We start from the raw sequence: 17,927 nt of genomic DNA, 5'->3' as shown, positions 1-17,927 counted from the left end.
GTTTTCATGAAAAAATTGTGGTCAAAAGGTGCTTCTGTCTTAGTAGCCGTTTCGCTTACCGGTAGTTTAATCGGGTGTACCCAGAAGGAAGAACCGTCTGTAAGTCCAAGCGCAAGTTCAAACACAAGCCCGAATACTACAGCGGCAGCTCCGGCCAAGAAAGAAGTTACGCTTAAAATTTTGAATAACTGGAACGGTTCCAGCGGCTCTGAAAACGACATGAATGCCGTCGCCAAAGTGATTAAAGAGAAAACCGGCGTAACGGTTCAAATGGAGTACACCAAAGGAAGCGAAGTTGAAAAGGTCAATACGATCTTTGCGACTCAGGATCTGCCGGACATATATACCGGACCGGCGTGGGGCGGCGAGCTGGATGGCATTATTAAAGCCGCAAAAGAAGGCCAGCTCATCGACATTAGCGGCAAATTGGCCAATTATCCCAACCTCGCCAAAGAAATTGCCAAGGAAAACGTACCGCCGGCCCTATATGAGAAAGCCATAGACGCTTATGGCGGCAAAAAATACTTGCTGTATCAAAACCATCCGGCAACGGATAAAGATGCGATGGACTGGTTGTACGGATTCTATGTGCGTAAGGATATAGCAGATAAAATAGGCGTCGATCCGCAATCCGTTAAAACCAAGGACGATCTCTATAATTTCCTGAAGAAAATTAAAGACGCAGGCCTCAAAGAGAGCGGACAGCCCGTGATCCCGCTTGGCGGATTTCATAACGGATGGGCCGTCAGTATCGGGGATACCATGTTCATGGGAACCGGGTTCCTGGATAAAGGGGACGGCACGCTGGAGAACAATTTCTTTACCAAAGCCTATGAAGATTACACGTTGTACTATCGCAAATTGATCTCACAAGGCTTGCTCGATCCGGAAGCGTTCACTCAGACGGATCCGATTGCTAACGAAAAAGTGAAACAAGGCCGTGTAGCGGTATTAGCCGCACACTATCCGGCGATCCTGGATGCTTCCAAAGATTACGTGCAGGCACACCCGGGCAGTGACTATGTGCCGGTCGGACCTCTTGAAAGAGCCGGTGCTGAGGCTAACCGTCCCGTGGATCTGGGGGTTCAAGGCAATAACGTAACCGTTATTACGAAGCAAGCGAAAGATGTTGACGCCGCTCTGCGTCTGCTGGATTTCCTCGCTTCCGATGAAGGGTTCTTGCTTACCCGTTACGGGGTTCAAGGCGTTCATTGGGATATGGAAAATGGAAAACCGACAGCCAAAAAGGAATGGTTCGATAAATTTGTGAATGATAAAACAGGCAAGCTGAAAAAGAACGAAGGAATCGGCGTAGGCTACGAAAATTTGACTGGGCTGGATCGTATCAACTCCAAAGGCAACGGCGATATTTGGGCGGATCAAAGCCGCTTGGCGGCGCTGGAGAAAGCGCGCAAAATTTTGCGTCCGAACGGCATCAAGGTGATTTCGGCTTTCAATCCTTGGGATGTGATAACGAAGGCGCCGCAATGGGAAACGTTAAAGCCGTCGATGGACAAAGCAACCGATGCATGGAAAGAAGCGATTTTCGCCAAATCCGATGAAGCCGCAATCAAGATCTTGAATGATTTACGCGGACAGATGGAAAAAACGGGATACCGGGAAGCAATGAAATTCACAAACGATACGCTTAAAGGCAAAGAAGTTGTGAAGTTCCAAATGCCTAACTAATTGATAGAGTCCTGGCGGCCTCAAGGAGGAGATTCCCTTGTCAAGAACGGCAAAGCAACGGCAGGAATGGACGGGTTTTCAAGAATCACGGCCCTATGGAGTCAACTATGATTTGCGCAGCGACTTCGTGATGGTCTACGGGATTTCGGACGATCTGGAGGAGCGAATTGCCGGTTGGAAAGAAAGAGGATACATCATCCACTTGATGACCGGCGTGTCCTGGGGGGAATACCAAGATTACTTGTACGGAGGGTATGACGGACGCGATCATTGGGACGAAGCGCAGATGAACCGTGAGGGAGACCATTTGCTTCACGGCAAAGATGTCCCGTATATGGTACCAACGATATCGCTCAGCGAATACCTTGCAGCAGGCATTAAAAGGGCGATCGACTGCGGCGTAGAGGCTGTTCATCTGGAAGAGCCGGAATTTTGGGCGGCCGGCGGCTATTCAGAGGCCTTTCAGCGGGAATGGCGCATCTTCTACAAGGAGCCTTGGATTCCGCCGCATGAGTCGCCGGATGCTCAGTACCGGGCATCCAAGCTGAAGGCGTACCTTTACTATCGCGCGCTCGATCGACTATGCGCGCAAATGAAAGAGTACGCCGAAGTGAACTATGGGCGCTCCGTCCGATTTTACGTCCCGACGCACAGTCTGATCAATTATACGCAGTGGCGCATCGTAAGCCCGGAAGCGCTGCTTGTGAATATGCCGGCCTGCGACGGATTTATCGCTCAAATATGGACGGGAACCTCCCGTACCCGGAATGTGTATCGCGGTGTGAGGGAGGAGCGGACGTTCGAAACCGCCTTTCTTGAATACGGCGTTATGCAGGAACTGGTGCGGGGCACAGGCCGCGATATGTGGTTTTTGCACGACCCGATCGAAGACAATCCGAATTATACCTGGTCCGATTACAAATTTAATTATGAAGATACGGTCGTAGCTTCACTGCTGCATCCATATGTAAGCCATTACGAAATTTGCCCATGGCCCCGGAGAGTGTTCGAGGTGGCCTATCCAAAGGAAGATGGAAGCGGTAAAGAAATGATTCCGCCGGATTATGCAACCGAACTGCTGACGGTGATGCATGTGCTGCGGGATATGCACCGCCATGAAGAAACGGATTCCGGTGAACAAACGAACGGTATTGGACTTCTTTTGGCTAATTCAGCTATGTTCCAACGGGGTGATTACGAGCCTGGGGCAGGCGAGGACGACTTCCGGTATGACGGAACGATCAGTTCGCTGATCTTGCCTTCGGAGCATTATGAAACTTTGCTGAACTGGTCGTCTTTTTACGGTATGGCCCTGCCGCTTGTCAAACACGGCATTCCGCTGAGACCCGTTCAACTGGACAATTTGCTCCATTTCCCAGGGTATCTCGACGACTACCGGGTCCTGCTGTTAAGCTACGAGTTTATGAAACCGGAACATGCAGGTCTGCATCAAGTATTGGCACAATGGATCCGCGAAGGAGGCATCTTGATCTATGTAGGCGACGGCAGCGATCCGTTCCATAGCGTGAAAGAATGGTGGAACAAAGGCACTAAAGTCTACGAGCGGCCTGACGATCATCTCTTTGAAGCATTAGGACTTGGGCGGCGCCCTGAGGACGGGGAATTCCGCGTTGGGGATGGGAGCGTCATCATTCGCCGTGTACATCCGGCCAGCCTTGCTGAGTCCGAAGAAGGAGCGCATTGGGTGCGAGAGACCGTGAAACGTGCGCTCGTCATTCGTGGCGAGGCAGAAACGTTCCGCGAGAAGCATTACCACCAAATTCGCCGAGGCCCTTACATCGCAACCCGCGTTATGACGGAATCGCTCTCGGAGGAGGCTGTTACGATTCCTGGCACATTTATCAACCTATTCGATGCCAGTCTATCCATTGTTAAAAGCCCCGTTGTTGCTAAAGGCTCGGGCAGTCTGCTGTATGATATGACTGCGCATTCGCAGAAAGCGCCGGCTGTTATTGTGAGTTCATCCCGGATTCGGGATGAGGAAGAGGTGGGCGGGGTCGGAGGCGAGGGCAGGGACAGGGACAGGGACAGAGACGGGGACGGAGTCGGAGACCGAGACCGAGACCGAGACCGAGACCGAGACCCAGTTTTCCGATTTGTCTCCGAGGCACCGACAGGCATAACCGTTAGCACCAGGCTTTTCCTGTCAAGAGAGCCCCGGCGCATAACCGTGGACGGGAAAAATGTGAGCTCGCGAAGCTGGGATCCCGATTCCCGCACGCTGCTCATTCGCTATCCCGGCGTGCCGGAAGGCGCCTGCATATTGGTGGAGCAATAAAAGGCTTGTGTACGGGAGCTGTCCCATAAGCAGATAAATCTACGGGGCAGCCCCATTTATTTAGAGTAATAGGTAGTCAGTGATCTTCTGGGAACAGCGGCTTCTGCCGAGTAGTTGAAAGTTTTTGCCCATTTGCGTCCCACAGTGCTCTAATAAAGAACCTTGTGACGCTAATAATTGGGAGATTTGATCTGAGAGGTGGTTAAAGAATAAAAGTCCAAAAACAGCGAACATTGTTCTCTGTTTATGGACTTTTGTTCGTTCGGAGCCGAAACGAATCTATCTGACCATCATTTGCGTCTCCAATATGCCTTAATTACGACCTTTGTTCTTAAATTCACTTAAAGCCTTGTGATCACCTATTGACCGCTTCATGATAACCCCATTCGTTTCACATAGGGTCAACTCGTTGTTGGTTCTGATTCATAGATTAGCCTTGTGGTAATCTGAAGGAGCTTTCATAAATAACGCTTTAAGTTTCGTATGGCTGCGTCCGATCATACAGTGAAAACTGAAGTCTTTGCGACTAAAGCCGCACCGAACCACTCATCGTAAGCATTAGCGTCGTCACACTTATACTTTTGGCTGTAGACTGAGGGGATCTTGTCGGTGGCCTAATTTCTCACGCTTGAAACCTATCGAGATCTGTTCCAATCGCTTGCTGTACTTGACAGTTGGCTGGAGATCAACTATGATTCATCCTATCTGATAGGTGAAAAGGTTGGAGGATCTGGCGTGACAAAAAAAATACAAAAGGTGCATTTGCACGAATTGGTGGCTCAAGAAATTCAGAAATATATCGAAGAGAAACAGTTGAAAGAAGGCGATAAACTGCCTTCGGTTGAGGAATTAACGCAAATGTTTGGAGTTGGCCGTTCATCCTTGCGGGAAGCGCTGCGTTATCTGGAAGCTGTCACTGTGGTCAAGGTGGAGAACGGAAAAGGAATTTTTGTCAGTGAAGTCGGTACATTCCGATTTACCGGAAGTGTGAAGATCGAAAATGAGAAACGGTTCTTGCTGTCGATTCTAGATGTGCGGCGAGCTTTGGAGGGCAAAGCGGTCGAGCTTGCAGCGAGGCATATTACCTCCAAACAAATAGCGGAACTCGGCGAAATCGTCGGGGAATACCGCAGGTTGAAAGATTCCGGACAGGATACTTCCAAGATTGACCTGACCTTCCATCGGCACATTATGAAAGCGGCGTCGAATCCGATTTTGGAAAGCGTTCTTGGATCCATTTCGGGCTTATATGAGAAGTTTTTTAACGAACCGCTGGGGAACAAGCGTCTGTTCGATGCGACGTATCCCTTTCATTTGACAATGTATGAGGCCATTGTCAGCCACGATCCCGTTAGCGCGATGGCGGAATTCAACAAGCATATGGATTGCATCGAAGAATTGATCAAATCGTTTGAAAATTGAACTAATTTTTCTTGACGAAGGGAAGCGCTTCCCTTATGATTAACCTATCAGACAGGGAGACTGGATGATAACAATCACTTTGAGGGGGTAACGTTCATGAGCGGTATTGGGTCTAAAAAATCATGGGGTTCTTTTCTTTCACTAGTCTTGCTTACAGGCGTTATAGCCGGTTGCGGCAGCAGTGGGAAGGACGATCAGACACCGGCAGCAACAAATGCTGCAGGCGGGAACAAAACAGAAAAAAAAGTCACCCTTCACATGATCGAAAGCTTAACAAGTCCAAAGAGAACCGATTTGCTGAAAGGGATGATTACGCAGTTTGAAAGCCAGAACCCAAACATCAAAGTAGAGCTTATCTCGCCGCCGTTCGATCAGGCGGACAACAAAATTAAAACGATGCTGGCGGCCAAACAGGATCTCGATGTTTTGGAGGTTCGCGATCTGAATGTGGCGGAAATGGTCAACAACGGTTATGTCGAACCGCTTGACGCTTTTACTGGTAAATGGAGCGATATGGCTACATTCGGCGCCGTACCTAAGTCAGTAGGCTCGATTAACAACAAGTTGTACTTCATCGCCAACGGACTTTATGAGAGACAAATGTTTTACCGCAAGGACTGGTTTGCAGAAAAAGGGCTGAAGGTGCCGACGAATTGGCAGGAGCTTTTCGATACTGCGAAAGCATTAACCGACCCGGCTAAGAACCGATACGGCTTCTCTTTCCGAGGAGGGATGGGTTCGGCGGGAATCACGGATGCGATGGTTCTTTCTTACAATGCGGATCAGGTAAATCTGGAAGATTCCCAATTTCTGAAAAGCGGGAAGACGATCTATTCCACGCCTGAAGCAAAGCAAGCCATGGACTTATATTTTAAATTATATAAAGAAGCTTCACCGCCTGATGCTGTTAACTGGGCTTTTCAAGAGCAAGTGCAAGCGTTTACTTCAGGCGTAACCGGGATTCTGCTGCAAGATCCGGACGTTATTCAATCTCTGCAGGAGAAAATGAAACCGGATACTTGGTCCACGGCGCCTATGCCGACCGGACCTAGCGGTAAAGCGCTCATTTCCGCCGGCGGAGCGGGTTGGGGAATCACCTCTTATTCGCAAAATAAAGAAGAAGCTTGGAAATTAATCGCGTTCTTGTCCAGTCCGCAGCAAAACACAGCCTTTTCCAAAAACTACGGCCTCGTACCGGTGCATTCCAGCGCAGCTAACGATGATTTCTTTAAAACAGGTCCATACAAAACGCTGCTGGATATGACCAACAAGCCGGATACTTTCGTCAACTATAAACCTCCGTTCCAATATCCGGGAACCGGGCAGTGGAACAAGGTATCGATGGAGTCGCAGCAAATGTATCTGCTGGGCAAATCGAACGGCGATGAGATGTTGAAGAAATGGGACGCCTACTGGGCAGATCAGAAAGCGCAAATGAAAAAATGAGGCAAGTGAGCGGATGGACGGCCATAAGCTGTCCATCCGCAGTTTATCTGGAAAAGGAGAGACTTTGTTCTCCAAACAAAGATCCCTAAATATGGCGGTGTACCATGAAGAATTGGAAAACATTTATTTTACTCAGCTTGTTGCCTGCCCTAGTACTCATTCTGATTTTTACCTACTATCCCTTTCTACAGGGCGTTGTGATGGCTTTCCAGGACTACAAATTGTTCAATCTGAGGAATGTTCACTTCGTTGGATTTCGCAATTTCGCTGACATTTTCAAGGATCCAAACTTTATCATGGCTTTAACGAACAGCGGCTACTGGGTTTTCTTTTCTCTCCTGTTTCAATTTCTTCTGGGGTTGACGCTTGCCCTGCTTCTTAACAAACGATTCCGTGGAAGAGGCTTATATCAAGGGCTTGTTTTTTACTCGTGGGCGTTATCCGGCTTTCTGATCGGGATGATCTGGAAATGGCTGTTCAACTCGCAAATCGGCGTGATCAACGACCTGCTGCTTCGAATCGGGTTGATCGATCAGCGAATCGGTTTTTTGTCGGACCCCAAGTGGGCGATGGTATCGGTTATCGTTGCGAATGTGTGGTATGGCATCGCCTTTTTTGCGATCATGCTGCTAGCCGCCTTGCAGTCTGTACCGAGCGAATTATATGAAGCTGGAGAAATGGACGGCGCGAGCGGGACACGTAAGTTACTGAGCATCACGCTGCCTTATATTATGCCTACGATCATAACGACAACGCTGCTTCGAGTCATTTGGATTTTCAATGACCCGACAATCATATATGGGATGACGAACGGCGGACCTGCAGGAAGCACGCATATTTTATCGTCGTTTATGTTGGATAAGATCATCTATGGAGGAGATTACGGCGCTGCATCTGCGGTAGGCGTCATTATGATCGGCATCCTTCTGCTGTATACGGTGTTTTATTTGGCGGTAACGAAGTCGGAGAAAGCGGGGGATTTCTAAAACATGAAGGTATATCTGCAAAAAACCGCTAAACTATTGTTTCTTACGCTTCATTTATTGGTGATGCTGTTCCCGCTTTACTGGATTGTCGTGACTTCGTTCAAGCCGCAAAACGAAATATTCTCCTTTCCGCTTCAGTATTGGCCTGCACACTTTACTTTTCAGAATTACGTGAATATCTTTCGTATCTCCAAATTTCATGTTTACATCGGAAATAGTCTTCTAATTTCGGTTTTATCCGCATTGATCGTGATCGTCATCGCGATTATGAGCGCGTATGTGCTTGCCAGATTCCGTTTTCGCGGGCATAAGCAGATCATGCTGGCCTTTTTCGCGACCCAAATGCTTCCGGGATTCGTATCACTGGCTCCGCTATATTTGATGATGACACACATGCATTTGATCAATAGCCGCATCGCGTTGGTTCTTATGTATACCGTCGGGTTAATCCCGTTTTCATCCATTATTTTGCGGGGGTTCTTTCAACGTATTCCTTCCAGCTTAGAGGAAGCTGCAATGATCGACGGATGCTCACGGCTTGCCGCACTGCTGCGGGTTATTATTCCCGTTATGCTTCCCGGCATCGCTTCGACGTTTATTTTTGCCTTTGTTCAAAATTGGAATGAACTGTTTTTGGCCGTCATGTTCGTCGACCAAGAGTCCTTAAAGACGCTGCCTGTCGCGATGAATTCTTTCATTTTGAAATTCGATGTAGACTGGGGAGCGATGTCGGCGGGAACGGTGCTATCCGTCATTCCTACCGTGCTGCTTTTTATGTTCGCACAACGGTTTATTGTTGAAGGCTTGACACAGGGGGCAGTGAAAGGATGATCCAGACTCCGGAGCAGAAAGGGTGGGTGCACATGAGCAGCAAGGAGAATCGAGAACTCCAATTTACGATGACAGCGGATGATCCGTACGATGCCCGCCACTATGGTGCAATCACGATCCCCATCTATCAGAACAGCTTGTTCGCCTTTGAACATTATGATGATTTTGACAAAGCGATGAGCGAAGTGCTCGCTCATCACGTCTATTCGAGAGGAAACAATCCGACCGTCGAATTCTTGGAGCATAAGCTCGCGGAATTAGAGGGCGGGGAAGCCGCCAAATGCTTCGCATCCGGTATGGCAGCGATCACGGCTTCCATCCTTTCTTTTGTGAAGCATGGCGATCACATTATTTGCGTTCATCAAGCCTATGGACCTACCCGGGAATTTTTAGGGAGCTACCTGGAACGGTTTGGTATTGAAACAACCTTTATAGACGGAAGCCGAATCGAGAATTGGGAGGCGGCTCTACGCCCGGATACGAAGCTATTTTATCTGGAGAGCCCGACAACGATGCAGTTCGAGCTCCAGGATTTGCAAGCTGTTGCTCGGCTTGCCCGCAGCAACGGAGCGGCGACGGTCATCGACGGCACCTGGGCGACGCCTTGTTTTCAAAAGCCGCTCGAGCTCGGCGTCGATTTGGTCGTGCATTCGATCACCAAATACATCTCCGGGCACAGCGATTGCCTCGGCGGCGTCGTGATCGGCGCGGGGACGCTTGTCGATCGGCTTAGCCAGAACGAGTACATGCTGTTTGGCGGCATCATGACGCCGCAAACCGCAGCGCTCGTTATCCGCGGGCTGCGGACGCTGCCACTGCGGATGCAGCGGCATGAGAGCAGCGGCCTGAAGGTAGCGCTGCACCTTCAGACACAGCCTTACGTGGCCCGGGTGAACCATCCGGGACTCGGCACTCATCCGCAGCATGAGCTGGCGCGGACGCAAATGAGCGGCTTCGGCAGCCTGTTCTCCTTTGAATCGCAGGAGCCGCTCGCGAAGCTTCGCGAATGGGCGAGCCGGCTGCGCTACTTCCGCATTGGCGTCAGTTGGGGCGGCTTCGAAAGTCTGGTCACAGTGAATCCGATCGAACCTGGCGGACCAAACGAGTCTTCACGACAGATCGTCCGGCTATATATCGGGATGGAAAATCCGGATGATTTGATTCAGGATATCGATGCTTCATGGCGATCCGTAAATCAAGTGTAAGGTAACGATACTGACATACTGGCAACTTATAGCCCGAATCGCGGGAAACCGCGGTTTGGGTTTTTCTAATTTTAGGCCAGGTTTTTCTCATTTATACTTAATCACTATCTTCTGGGAGCGTATTTTCCAACCGTATTCATACCTGCAACGCCTGCCAAAATCAATATTCCTCCAATCCACGTATACACCGTTGGAATTTCAGATAGCCAAAACCAGGCGATGCCCAAAGTCAATAACGGTACGAGGAAAAGAAAACTCGATACGCTGGAAGCTTGTACGTTTGACAAAGCATACGACCACGACAAATAAGCCAAAGCACCTGGAAATACACCTAAATAAATGATAACCATGGTGTGCGCGATCGGTGCATGCTGAATTCCTTCAATGAAATGATTCGAAAAAGGAAGCATAAACACGGTTCCCGATAATACAGCGTAGGTTGTAACTTCAATAGGCCGATATTTTTGCAGCAAAGGTTTTTGCAAGACAAAGTAAGAGGCTTGTGAGATTGCAGCAATTAAAAGCAGCAGCGCCCCTCTGTTGACCTGCAAGCTTCGAATATCATTCAAGGATATGATGCATACCCCGATAAAACTGACTAAAATAGCGCCCCATCCCCAATAAGTGAGCTTTTCCTTCAAAATCAACACGGCTAGTATGGCCGTGAATATAGGAACCGAGTTGACTACAAAACTCGCTACTCCGGCTGTAACACTTAATTCTCCAACATTTAATGCCAGGTTATACAGAGTAAATCCAACAAAACCCGTTAATATGATTCTGGGCAGATCCCTCTTTTCTGGAAGTCGAGGCTTTCCAATAAAGCCGTACAGAAGCAATACAACCGAAGCTGTAGCATACCTCAACAACGACAAATGTATCGGCGAGTATACTTTCAAGCCTGCCCTTATTCCTACAAATGCAGATGCCCATAACAATAATGTTATTGTAATGGCGACAATAATCATCCATGATTTGTTCATTTACATCATACTCCTCGTATCGCAGTCTGCAACGGTGATGTTTACAGAATACCTTCGGAGATACGATTAGTAAAATTGATAGTTATGATTGAAATCATCGAAATTTATGATACGATTGTAAAAATCAAGCACGCAGGGGGCGATAGGAATTGGAACTTCGGCATCTGGTTACGTTTAAAACCATTTTTGATTTAGGTGGCTTTACCAAAGCAGCAGAGAGTCTCGGCTACGCCCAATCCACAGTGACTACGCACATTCAGGCGCTTGAAGACGAGGTTGGGGCCCCTTTATTTGACCGGCTTGGGAAAAAAGTCTTGCTAACGCAAACTGGCGAGCAGCTCATGCCCTATGCCATTGAAATGTTAAAATTATATGCGAATGCAAAAAATATTTCTGCGAACAGCCATGTCCCCGCCGGCACGTTAACGATTGCCGCTCCCGAATCTTTAACCATATACCGATTGCCACCTATAATAAAAGAATTCATCCATTTATATCCTAGGGTTCAACTGATTCTGAAACCGTCCTACTCCAATACCGAGGCGCTGAGACTGTTGCGTAATGGTGAATATGACATGGTTTTTTTGTTGGATGAAGAATGGGCCGAGCCTGATTTATATGTGGAAAATTTGGTGCACGAACATTTGGTTCTTATTGCTCCTCCCAATTTACATCCCTATCCCTGGTTACAACTGCTGGAAGCAATACCGAATTCAACATTTTTATCTACACAGCAAGGGTGCAGTTATCGGAAGCTTTTTGACTATTATTTGCAAGAGCAAGGTGTCGCGCCCAAAACGTCTTTAGAATTTTGGAGCATCGAGGCTATTAAACAAAGCGTAATGTGCGGTCTGGGTCTTTCGATTTTACCGTCTTTTTCTGTTGCGGAGGAAGTGAAGGAAGGGAAGATGGCAGGAACTGTTTGGGAGCAAAGTAATAAAGTATTTACGTTGCTGGCGTTTCATAAAAATAAGTGGCAGTCTTCCGCCTTTCAAATGTTTCTTCAACTGGTTAGGAAACACTCGGCCGTTTGGAAGGAGCATCAGTCGTAAAGTAGAGCCATTGGTTATCGTGTGCTGCCCGTCAAGGCCGGTACTGCACGATCCGAGGCCTTGACGGGACAACTTATTCTACATAGGAAAGCTTAATTCAGTACTACATCGTCTATGGTTGCCCATCCTCCGGCCGCATTGCCGTAATACCATAGCTTAACGATCTGTCCTGCAGTGGCATTGAAGGTAATCGTATAGGGAGCGTAGCCGACGTTCGGAGTAATCGTTTGTTGTCCGACTTGGGTTCCCCCAGCATCAACACCTAATCGTACGTCACCGCTAGTGATATTGGAAGCGCAGTATGCGGTCAGTGTATAGCTCTTTGTTGCAGGAGCGGTAAAAGTCTGGTAGATGGCAACATCGCCTGATGTTGTCGGCCATAAGTAGCCATCATTCATCGTATTATGGGGGTAGTTGGCTTCGACCCCGCCGTTTGATGGATGCCACTCTGCCGACCAGGGCCCCAGTGTCCCCGTTTGAAAATCAGGATTCGCGATCATATTCGGCTGCGGTTGATTCGAACCGTAAATCTCAACCTCGGCCAGCTGCATCCTGTATGGCTGACCGGATTCATCGGCAATTTGCCGCAAGCTTGTGCCTTCTACCTTCACATATCTAGCTGTCTGCGGACTAAATGTGAAGGGCTGGACGTAGTTCCCGCTGAGCGAGTAGCCTGTTTTCGTTATGACCGTCGTCCACGGACCTCCCGGGCTGGTTGCAACTTGAATATTGAAATTGAGCGGGAACCCCGTTCCGATATGACCCGACGTATCATTGCGCGGATACAAATCTACCTCGCTGACCGTTTTGCTTGAACCAAGATCGAACGTAACCGATTCGGTATGATTGGTCGACGTATTGCTGTTGCTGGACCAGCCAAACGAACGGTTGGCCGAATTCCTTAAGTCATCGTTTACCCGATTGAGTGCCCATCCCCAAGCCGTGGCTTCAAGAGAACTGGTTGCCGTTACGGCTGCATTTGCAGCCAGGTTCGCATAAGGCTGAGACCCTGCCGGCAGTGCGATCAATCTGCCTTCGCCCGGAAGAAGCGTTATATTGAGAATTCCGTTTGTTGCGTTATACGTGCCCTGTGCCAGTGAACCCTCTGCTCCGGTCGTTTTGGAGATTTCGGTCAAGCCTGACGGTTTGGAGCTGAAGTTAAAGTCTAGTGTCCTGCTGTTGTTATAGTCCCTGTTTGTGAGCATGACATACGAGCGTCCGCTTGAATTTGTAAAATGTCCAATAATCATCGGCTGCGTCAAATCTGCCGGTTTCACGAAGAAGGTGGAAGGAAGAGCCGTTGTACCGGAAGGAATGGATGAACCGGTATGGTAAACTTTTCTGGAAGTCAAATTTTTTAAAGTCCCGCTAAGATTTTTCATTTCTGAATCCAGCGTCTGAATTTGGGCGTATTTGGTTAGCTTGGTACCGTCAAAGTCGACAGGGGTATCGTAATAGGCTTCGCCGCTGTTCGCTCTCGGCCTCCAATAGGTAAACCAATACATTTTTTTATATCCGTAAGTCAAATATGTGTACACATTCCACCGAAGCATGTTCATATTAGGATCGGGGTAAGTATCCATACCGGTAGTCGGGTTCTTAATGTGTATACTTTGTAAAAAGGCGCCATAAGGCACATCATTGGCTAAAGCTCGGTCGCGCACCATCTCGGAAATAGAGAAATAATTTGGATCATCATAAGGATTGCCATTACTGTCTGCCTTGAACGGATAAATGTCATGGAGAATATAATCGGCACCGCTCATGCCAAGCCAGTCATCCCAAATATTCTCAAAATTGGTTCCGATGTTGGAGCGAGTGGTGTACAAGCGGAAGAAGAAATCATAAGGCTTGGCAACTCCGGCCTCATATCCGGTGCCGTCTGCGTACACGTCGGAATTGGAGCGGACAACCCAGCCTACGCTGTTATCACCTCCGCCGTTATGTGTCAATTCCATATAATAAGTAGTCCCGGACGTTACAGTTGCATGGACGGGAAAATAAGGATAATTGTGATCTTCGCCAGATTGACCTGTTCCCGTGATCGCAGCTTGCCCAAGCAAAGTTGTCTTGGAAGGACTGTTCCACAGTTTTAAGGTTAGTATCTCGCTGGAAGACCACTGACTGCTGTCAATTAGCATTTCGATCCCGTCAATATACGTCACATTAGCCGGAACCTTGAACGTTTGTCCGATGGAATTGGTAGAACTTACGTAAGATCCGTTTTCTTTTGCTTTGGAGTTGGACAAGACCAGTTTGCCGGGAATTAAGTAGCCGTTGCCCTCCCAAGACATGAAATTCATGTACGTTTGCCAGCCAGGTTTAAGCGATTTGATATACTTGTATGCATTGGCATACCCTTCAAATTCGGTTTGCCAAGGTTCGTCTTTCAGACTAAAGCCTGCAACCCTGGCATCATTCACATAGGGGGTCAAAGCCGAGTTTAGAGCCGCATAGTCTGCCGCTGTATAGATGGGGTGGCCGTAAATGCCCGAATCGGTAACCAGAAGCTTGACATTGTTTGCGCTGCTGTTCGCGATTCCGGTTTCGTTATTCGATTTATTCAGCGTGCTGCTGTAAGGTCCGCCAAGACCGTGAACCGCAATGGTATCAATTCCTGTTGCAGCAATATTGGCCCAGTTTGCGGCTGTGTTTTGATCCACGGGGTTGTTCTCAGGTTGAATGAAGCCTCCAATTTCAAAACTTCCAGTTCCGGTTGCAGAAGCCGTTATACTATTAGAAATAACAGCAAAGGCGCAAACAAGCGATAATAGTGATCCACGCAGCATGTTTTTACTCATCTTCATCTCAATACCTCCTCTTTTCGTTTTTAAAACTGGGAAAAGGTTCTATCAACTCCTCTACAATTGTATAAAATCTAACTTGAAAGCGTTTTACAGCGTCATTATATATCAGCAACATGGAAGATCATAGACTGTAATATTCGGAAACATTCTCTTTTTTACGTAAGGTGATTGATGACTGCGAGGCGATGATTTACATTTAAATCACTACGATGCCCATTCATGAAATGAGGAGAACGCCCATGAAAAAACGGACCGGATTGCGAGCTTTTCGGGACTGGAGCATGGTTAAAAAGTTAAACGCGTTATACACGCTGATGATTTTACTGCCGGTTGTGGTTGTGACGCTGCTTGGATTTCAGAGATACAATGAAAATCTGAAAAAAAAAGTAGGTGACTTCGACCTTCAATTATTGGCACAGATCGGAAGAAATGTAGACAATTATTTGAAAGAACTGGATCGGATTTCGCTATCCATTTATCTGGAAGACGATCTGCCGGAAATATCAAGCCGCAAAAACGATCTCGGTTCCGTAAGCGAGTTTCAAGAGAAAGTTTCCATTGATAAAGCGATGAAAATTTTGATGCGCGCTTCTTTAAAGGACATCATGGGTGCCTATTTATTTAAGGACGGCCGAATTTTCTCGCAATATGGGTCAGGGCCAAACGTTGATTACAGCAGCTTTACCAGGGATCCATGGTTCGAGCATGTGCTTGCGGCTGACGGCAAGGGATTACTGATGCCGACTCATTCCATCCGCAACGGTTCGGAGTCAGGTCCGTTCGTATTTTCTTACGCCCGCTCTCTGATTGACGTGAGCAACCATCAATCGTTTGGCGTGTTATTGATCGATGTGAGTATAGAAGGCTTAGCCGACATCTTGCAGCAAGTTGAGCATGGACAAAAAGGGCAATTATTTATTACCGACAGTGAGGGGCAGATTATTTATCATCCCATTAAAGATCGAATCACCAAAAGCTTCCCGCTGAGTTTGCCCAATCAGCAGGATTCTTTCATTACGAAAGTTAATGGACAGACCATGATGGTCAATTATGTGACTTCTTCCTTCTCAGGTTGGAAAATCGTCGGCCTCGTTCCGATTCGGGAATTGACCGAGGATTCTACGATATTGTTGAATCTCCTATGGACGTTAGCGGGGGTTACTCTGTTGATCTCGATCAGCATATCGGCTGTTCTAACGTCGAACATGATGAAGCCACTGAAAAAAATCAGGGCCTTGATGCGCCGGGTCGAAGAGGGCGACTATAAAGTTCAGTACCGCTCGCCCGCAAATGATGAAATCGGTCAGGTCGGGCATAGTTTTAATATCATGGTGCAAAAAATTAATGAATTGGTCTATAACGAATTGACCATGAACATTTTGAAGAAAGAAGCTGATTTTAAGGCGCTGCAAAGTCAAATCAATCCCCATTTTCTTTACAATACGCTCGAATCGATCAATATGAAGGCGGAAGTGAATGGGGATTACGAAGTGGCGGACATGATTTCTTTGCTCGGAAGACTGTTCCGCATGTCGGTAAATCGAAGTTCGGAACTGATTACGTTCGCCAAAGAAATGGAGTTTATCCAGGTTTACATCAACCTGCAAAAATTGCGTTATCCGAAAATGAGTGCTCATATCGAAATGTCTGAGGAACTGTTAGATTCGCGGACGCTCCCATGGATTATTCAACCGCTTGTGGAAAACGCGTTTATTCATGGACTTGCTCCCAAGAAGGGGATCGGTTTCATCCGGATCGAGGGCGTAAGGGACGGGCAGCACGTCCGAATTCGTGTCACGGATAATGGGGTTGGCATCGAACCGGAAAAGCTTCAGCGCATCCATAGCAAGGTGTTAAAAGAGTCGGCGGTCGAGACTTCCCATATAGGACTGAGGAATGTCCACGAACGCATTCGAATCTACTTCGGTGACGCCTGCGGGTTAATGCTTAGCAGCGCACCGGGAGCGGGAACCGTCGCTGAACTGATTGTACAATACGTGGATAACGGGAGTGATCACCATGCCAACACTGATGATTGTTGACGATGAGGAAACGATTCGTCAAGGATTGGCGCTAATTATTGAACGGCTGTCTCCTAACTGGGAAGTGATCGCCCGTCTGGAGGATGGCGAGCAGGCAGTTCAACTGTTGAAGGAAAAGCAGCCCGATCTGATGATCATCGACATTTCGATGCCAGGTATGGGGGGCTTGGAATTGGCCCGATATTTATTCGAACACTATCCGGATATATACAAAATCATATTGACCGGCCACGACAAATTTGCTTTTGCACAAAGCGCGCTGCGCTATGACGTTGCCGATTATTTATTGAAACCGCTGGAACGCAATGAATTGGTTGCAGCTCTGCGCAAAATTGAAAGTAGATTGGAACAGAGGGCGAAGAACGGAGATATGGGACGAATGCGAGACGAAGTCGCATGGGAAGAAATCCGGATTAGTGAAATGGAGGAGCGGTTAATCACTGCGATCGAGACGAACGATATGACGCTGACCCAATCGTTGCTCCGGCAATGGGCGGGCGATTTGAACAAATCTCCGCACAGCCATATAGCGGCAGCCTCGTTTCAGCTTTTTTATTTTTTCTCCTTTGTTCGAAGCCGTGTTTTATCCCACATCGATACGAAGCTGAGCCTAATCTTTCAACGTGAAATTCCTTGGCTGCTGGCCAAGCTTTCACCTCCGTATTCACTTGCCTCGCTTACCGCAACGATGGAGGAATTTGTTGCTAAGCTGAATCTGGAGCCTTTGGAACAAAAGGTGGAAACGAGGAGGGTGATTGAAACCGTCAAAGTTTATATAAACGAGCACTATAAGGATCCGGAACTTAAATTGGAAGCGCTTGCGCAATTAGTATACATGAACACCAATTACATTAGCGAGCTGTTCAAACAGGTTACCGGTGATAATTTTATCGATTATTTGACGAAGACGAGAATGAATGCCGCCAAACAATTGCTGCGGGAAACGAATCTCAAAACGTACGAGGTTGCCGAGCGGGTCGGTTACACAAGTGCGAAATATTTTAGCACGTTATTCAGACGGATTTATGGACTGACGCCAACCGAATATCGCGACCGGACAATTTGATATTTCCGAAAAAAGTGGAAGAAATACGAGTTTCATGTCATTTGAGAGCGCTTTACTTTTAGATAAGATAGGCTTGTAACCTAAATAAATTTTATAGGG

12 protein-coding genes are annotated in these 17,927 nt (G+C 47.7%); 10 read left to right on the top strand and 2 right to left on the bottom strand.

Annotation, left to right across the window (positions count from 1 at the left end; translation table 11 throughout):
- Positions 1 to 6: 6 nt before the first annotated feature.
- The 7 genes from ACFQZT_RS03630 to ACFQZT_RS03600 all read left to right on the top strand — a co-directional run bounded on the left by ACFQZT_RS03630 (position 7) and on the right by ACFQZT_RS03600 (position 9,878).
- Complete coding sequence (locus ACFQZT_RS03630) at positions 7 to 1,689, top strand: type 2 periplasmic-binding domain-containing protein (protein ID WP_379296624.1); 1,683 nt, start codon at positions 7 to 9, stop codon at positions 1,687 to 1,689.
- 37 nt (positions 1,690 to 1,726) lie between these two features.
- Entirely contained in the window at positions 1,727 to 3,988 is a 2,262-nt protein-coding gene (locus tag ACFQZT_RS03625; protein WP_379296622.1) for a hypothetical protein, read from the top strand.
- A 735-nt stretch (positions 3,989 to 4,723) separates the two neighbouring features.
- On the top strand, positions 4,724 to 5,410 hold the full coding sequence (locus tag ACFQZT_RS03620; protein WP_379296621.1) for a FadR/GntR family transcriptional regulator: 687 nt from the start codon (positions 4,724 to 4,726) through the stop codon (positions 5,408 to 5,410).
- A gap of 96 nt (positions 5,411 to 5,506) precedes the next feature.
- The gene (locus tag ACFQZT_RS03615) at positions 5,507 to 6,856 is read left to right on the top strand and encodes an ABC transporter substrate-binding protein (protein WP_379296619.1); all 1,350 of its coding nucleotides are present in this window, start codon (positions 5,507 to 5,509) and stop codon (positions 6,854 to 6,856) included.
- Between the two features lie 104 nt (positions 6,857 to 6,960).
- Complete coding sequence (locus tag ACFQZT_RS03610) at positions 6,961 to 7,842, top strand: carbohydrate ABC transporter permease (protein WP_379296617.1); 882 nt, start codon at positions 6,961 to 6,963, stop codon at positions 7,840 to 7,842.
- A 3-nt stretch (positions 7,843 to 7,845) separates the two neighbouring features.
- Positions 7,846 to 8,673 carry a carbohydrate ABC transporter permease gene (locus ACFQZT_RS03605; protein WP_379296615.1) on the top strand — a complete coding sequence of 276 codons (828 nt, stop codon included), beginning with the start codon at positions 7,846 to 7,848 and terminating at the stop codon, positions 8,671 to 8,673.
- Entirely contained in the window at positions 8,670 to 9,878 is a 1,209-nt protein-coding gene (locus tag ACFQZT_RS03600) for a trans-sulfuration enzyme family protein (protein ID WP_379296613.1), read from the top strand. Before ACFQZT_RS03605 ends, ACFQZT_RS03600 begins: the two co-directional genes overlap by 4 nt.
- Positions 9,879 to 9,982: 104 nt before the next feature.
- Here ACFQZT_RS03600 and ACFQZT_RS03595 read toward each other — a convergent pair whose 3' ends face one another.
- A complete protein-coding gene (locus tag ACFQZT_RS03595) occupies positions 9,983 to 10,861 on the bottom strand; it encodes a DMT family transporter (protein WP_379296611.1) in 879 nt (292 codons plus the stop codon).
- 149 nt (positions 10,862 to 11,010) lie between these two features.
- Between ACFQZT_RS03595 and ACFQZT_RS03590 the strand changes: the two genes are divergently transcribed.
- The gene (locus ACFQZT_RS03590; protein ID WP_379296609.1) at positions 11,011 to 11,913 is read left to right on the top strand and encodes a LysR family transcriptional regulator; all 903 of its coding nucleotides are present in this window, start codon (positions 11,011 to 11,013) and stop codon (positions 11,911 to 11,913) included.
- 92 nt (positions 11,914 to 12,005) lie between these two features.
- Here the strand turns inward: ACFQZT_RS03590 and ACFQZT_RS03585 are convergent, their stop codons facing one another.
- A complete protein-coding gene (locus tag ACFQZT_RS03585) occupies positions 12,006 to 14,720 on the bottom strand; it encodes a discoidin domain-containing protein (RefSeq protein WP_379296607.1) in 2,715 nt (904 codons plus the stop codon).
- Positions 14,721 to 14,959: 239 nt separating this feature from the next.
- Between ACFQZT_RS03585 and ACFQZT_RS03580 the strand changes: the two genes are divergently transcribed.
- Both ACFQZT_RS03580 and ACFQZT_RS03575 read left to right on the top strand, forming a co-directional pair.
- Entirely contained in the window at positions 14,960 to 16,762 is a 1,803-nt protein-coding gene (locus ACFQZT_RS03580; RefSeq protein ID WP_379296605.1) for a cache domain-containing sensor histidine kinase, read from the top strand.
- On the top strand, positions 16,740 to 17,828 hold the full coding sequence (locus tag ACFQZT_RS03575; RefSeq protein WP_379296603.1) for a response regulator transcription factor: 1,089 nt from the start codon (positions 16,740 to 16,742) through the stop codon (positions 17,826 to 17,828). Before ACFQZT_RS03580 ends, ACFQZT_RS03575 begins: the two co-directional genes overlap by 23 nt.
- Positions 17,829 to 17,927: the final 99 nt, after the last annotated feature.

It is taken from the genome of Paenibacillus sp. GCM10027628, assembly GCF_042676385.1.
Classification (GTDB): domain Bacteria; phylum Bacillota; class Bacilli; order Paenibacillales; family NBRC-103111; genus Paenibacillus_E.
The sequence above is the reverse complement of the archived record's forward strand: the minus strand, read 5'-3'. Positions and strand labels throughout refer to the sequence as shown.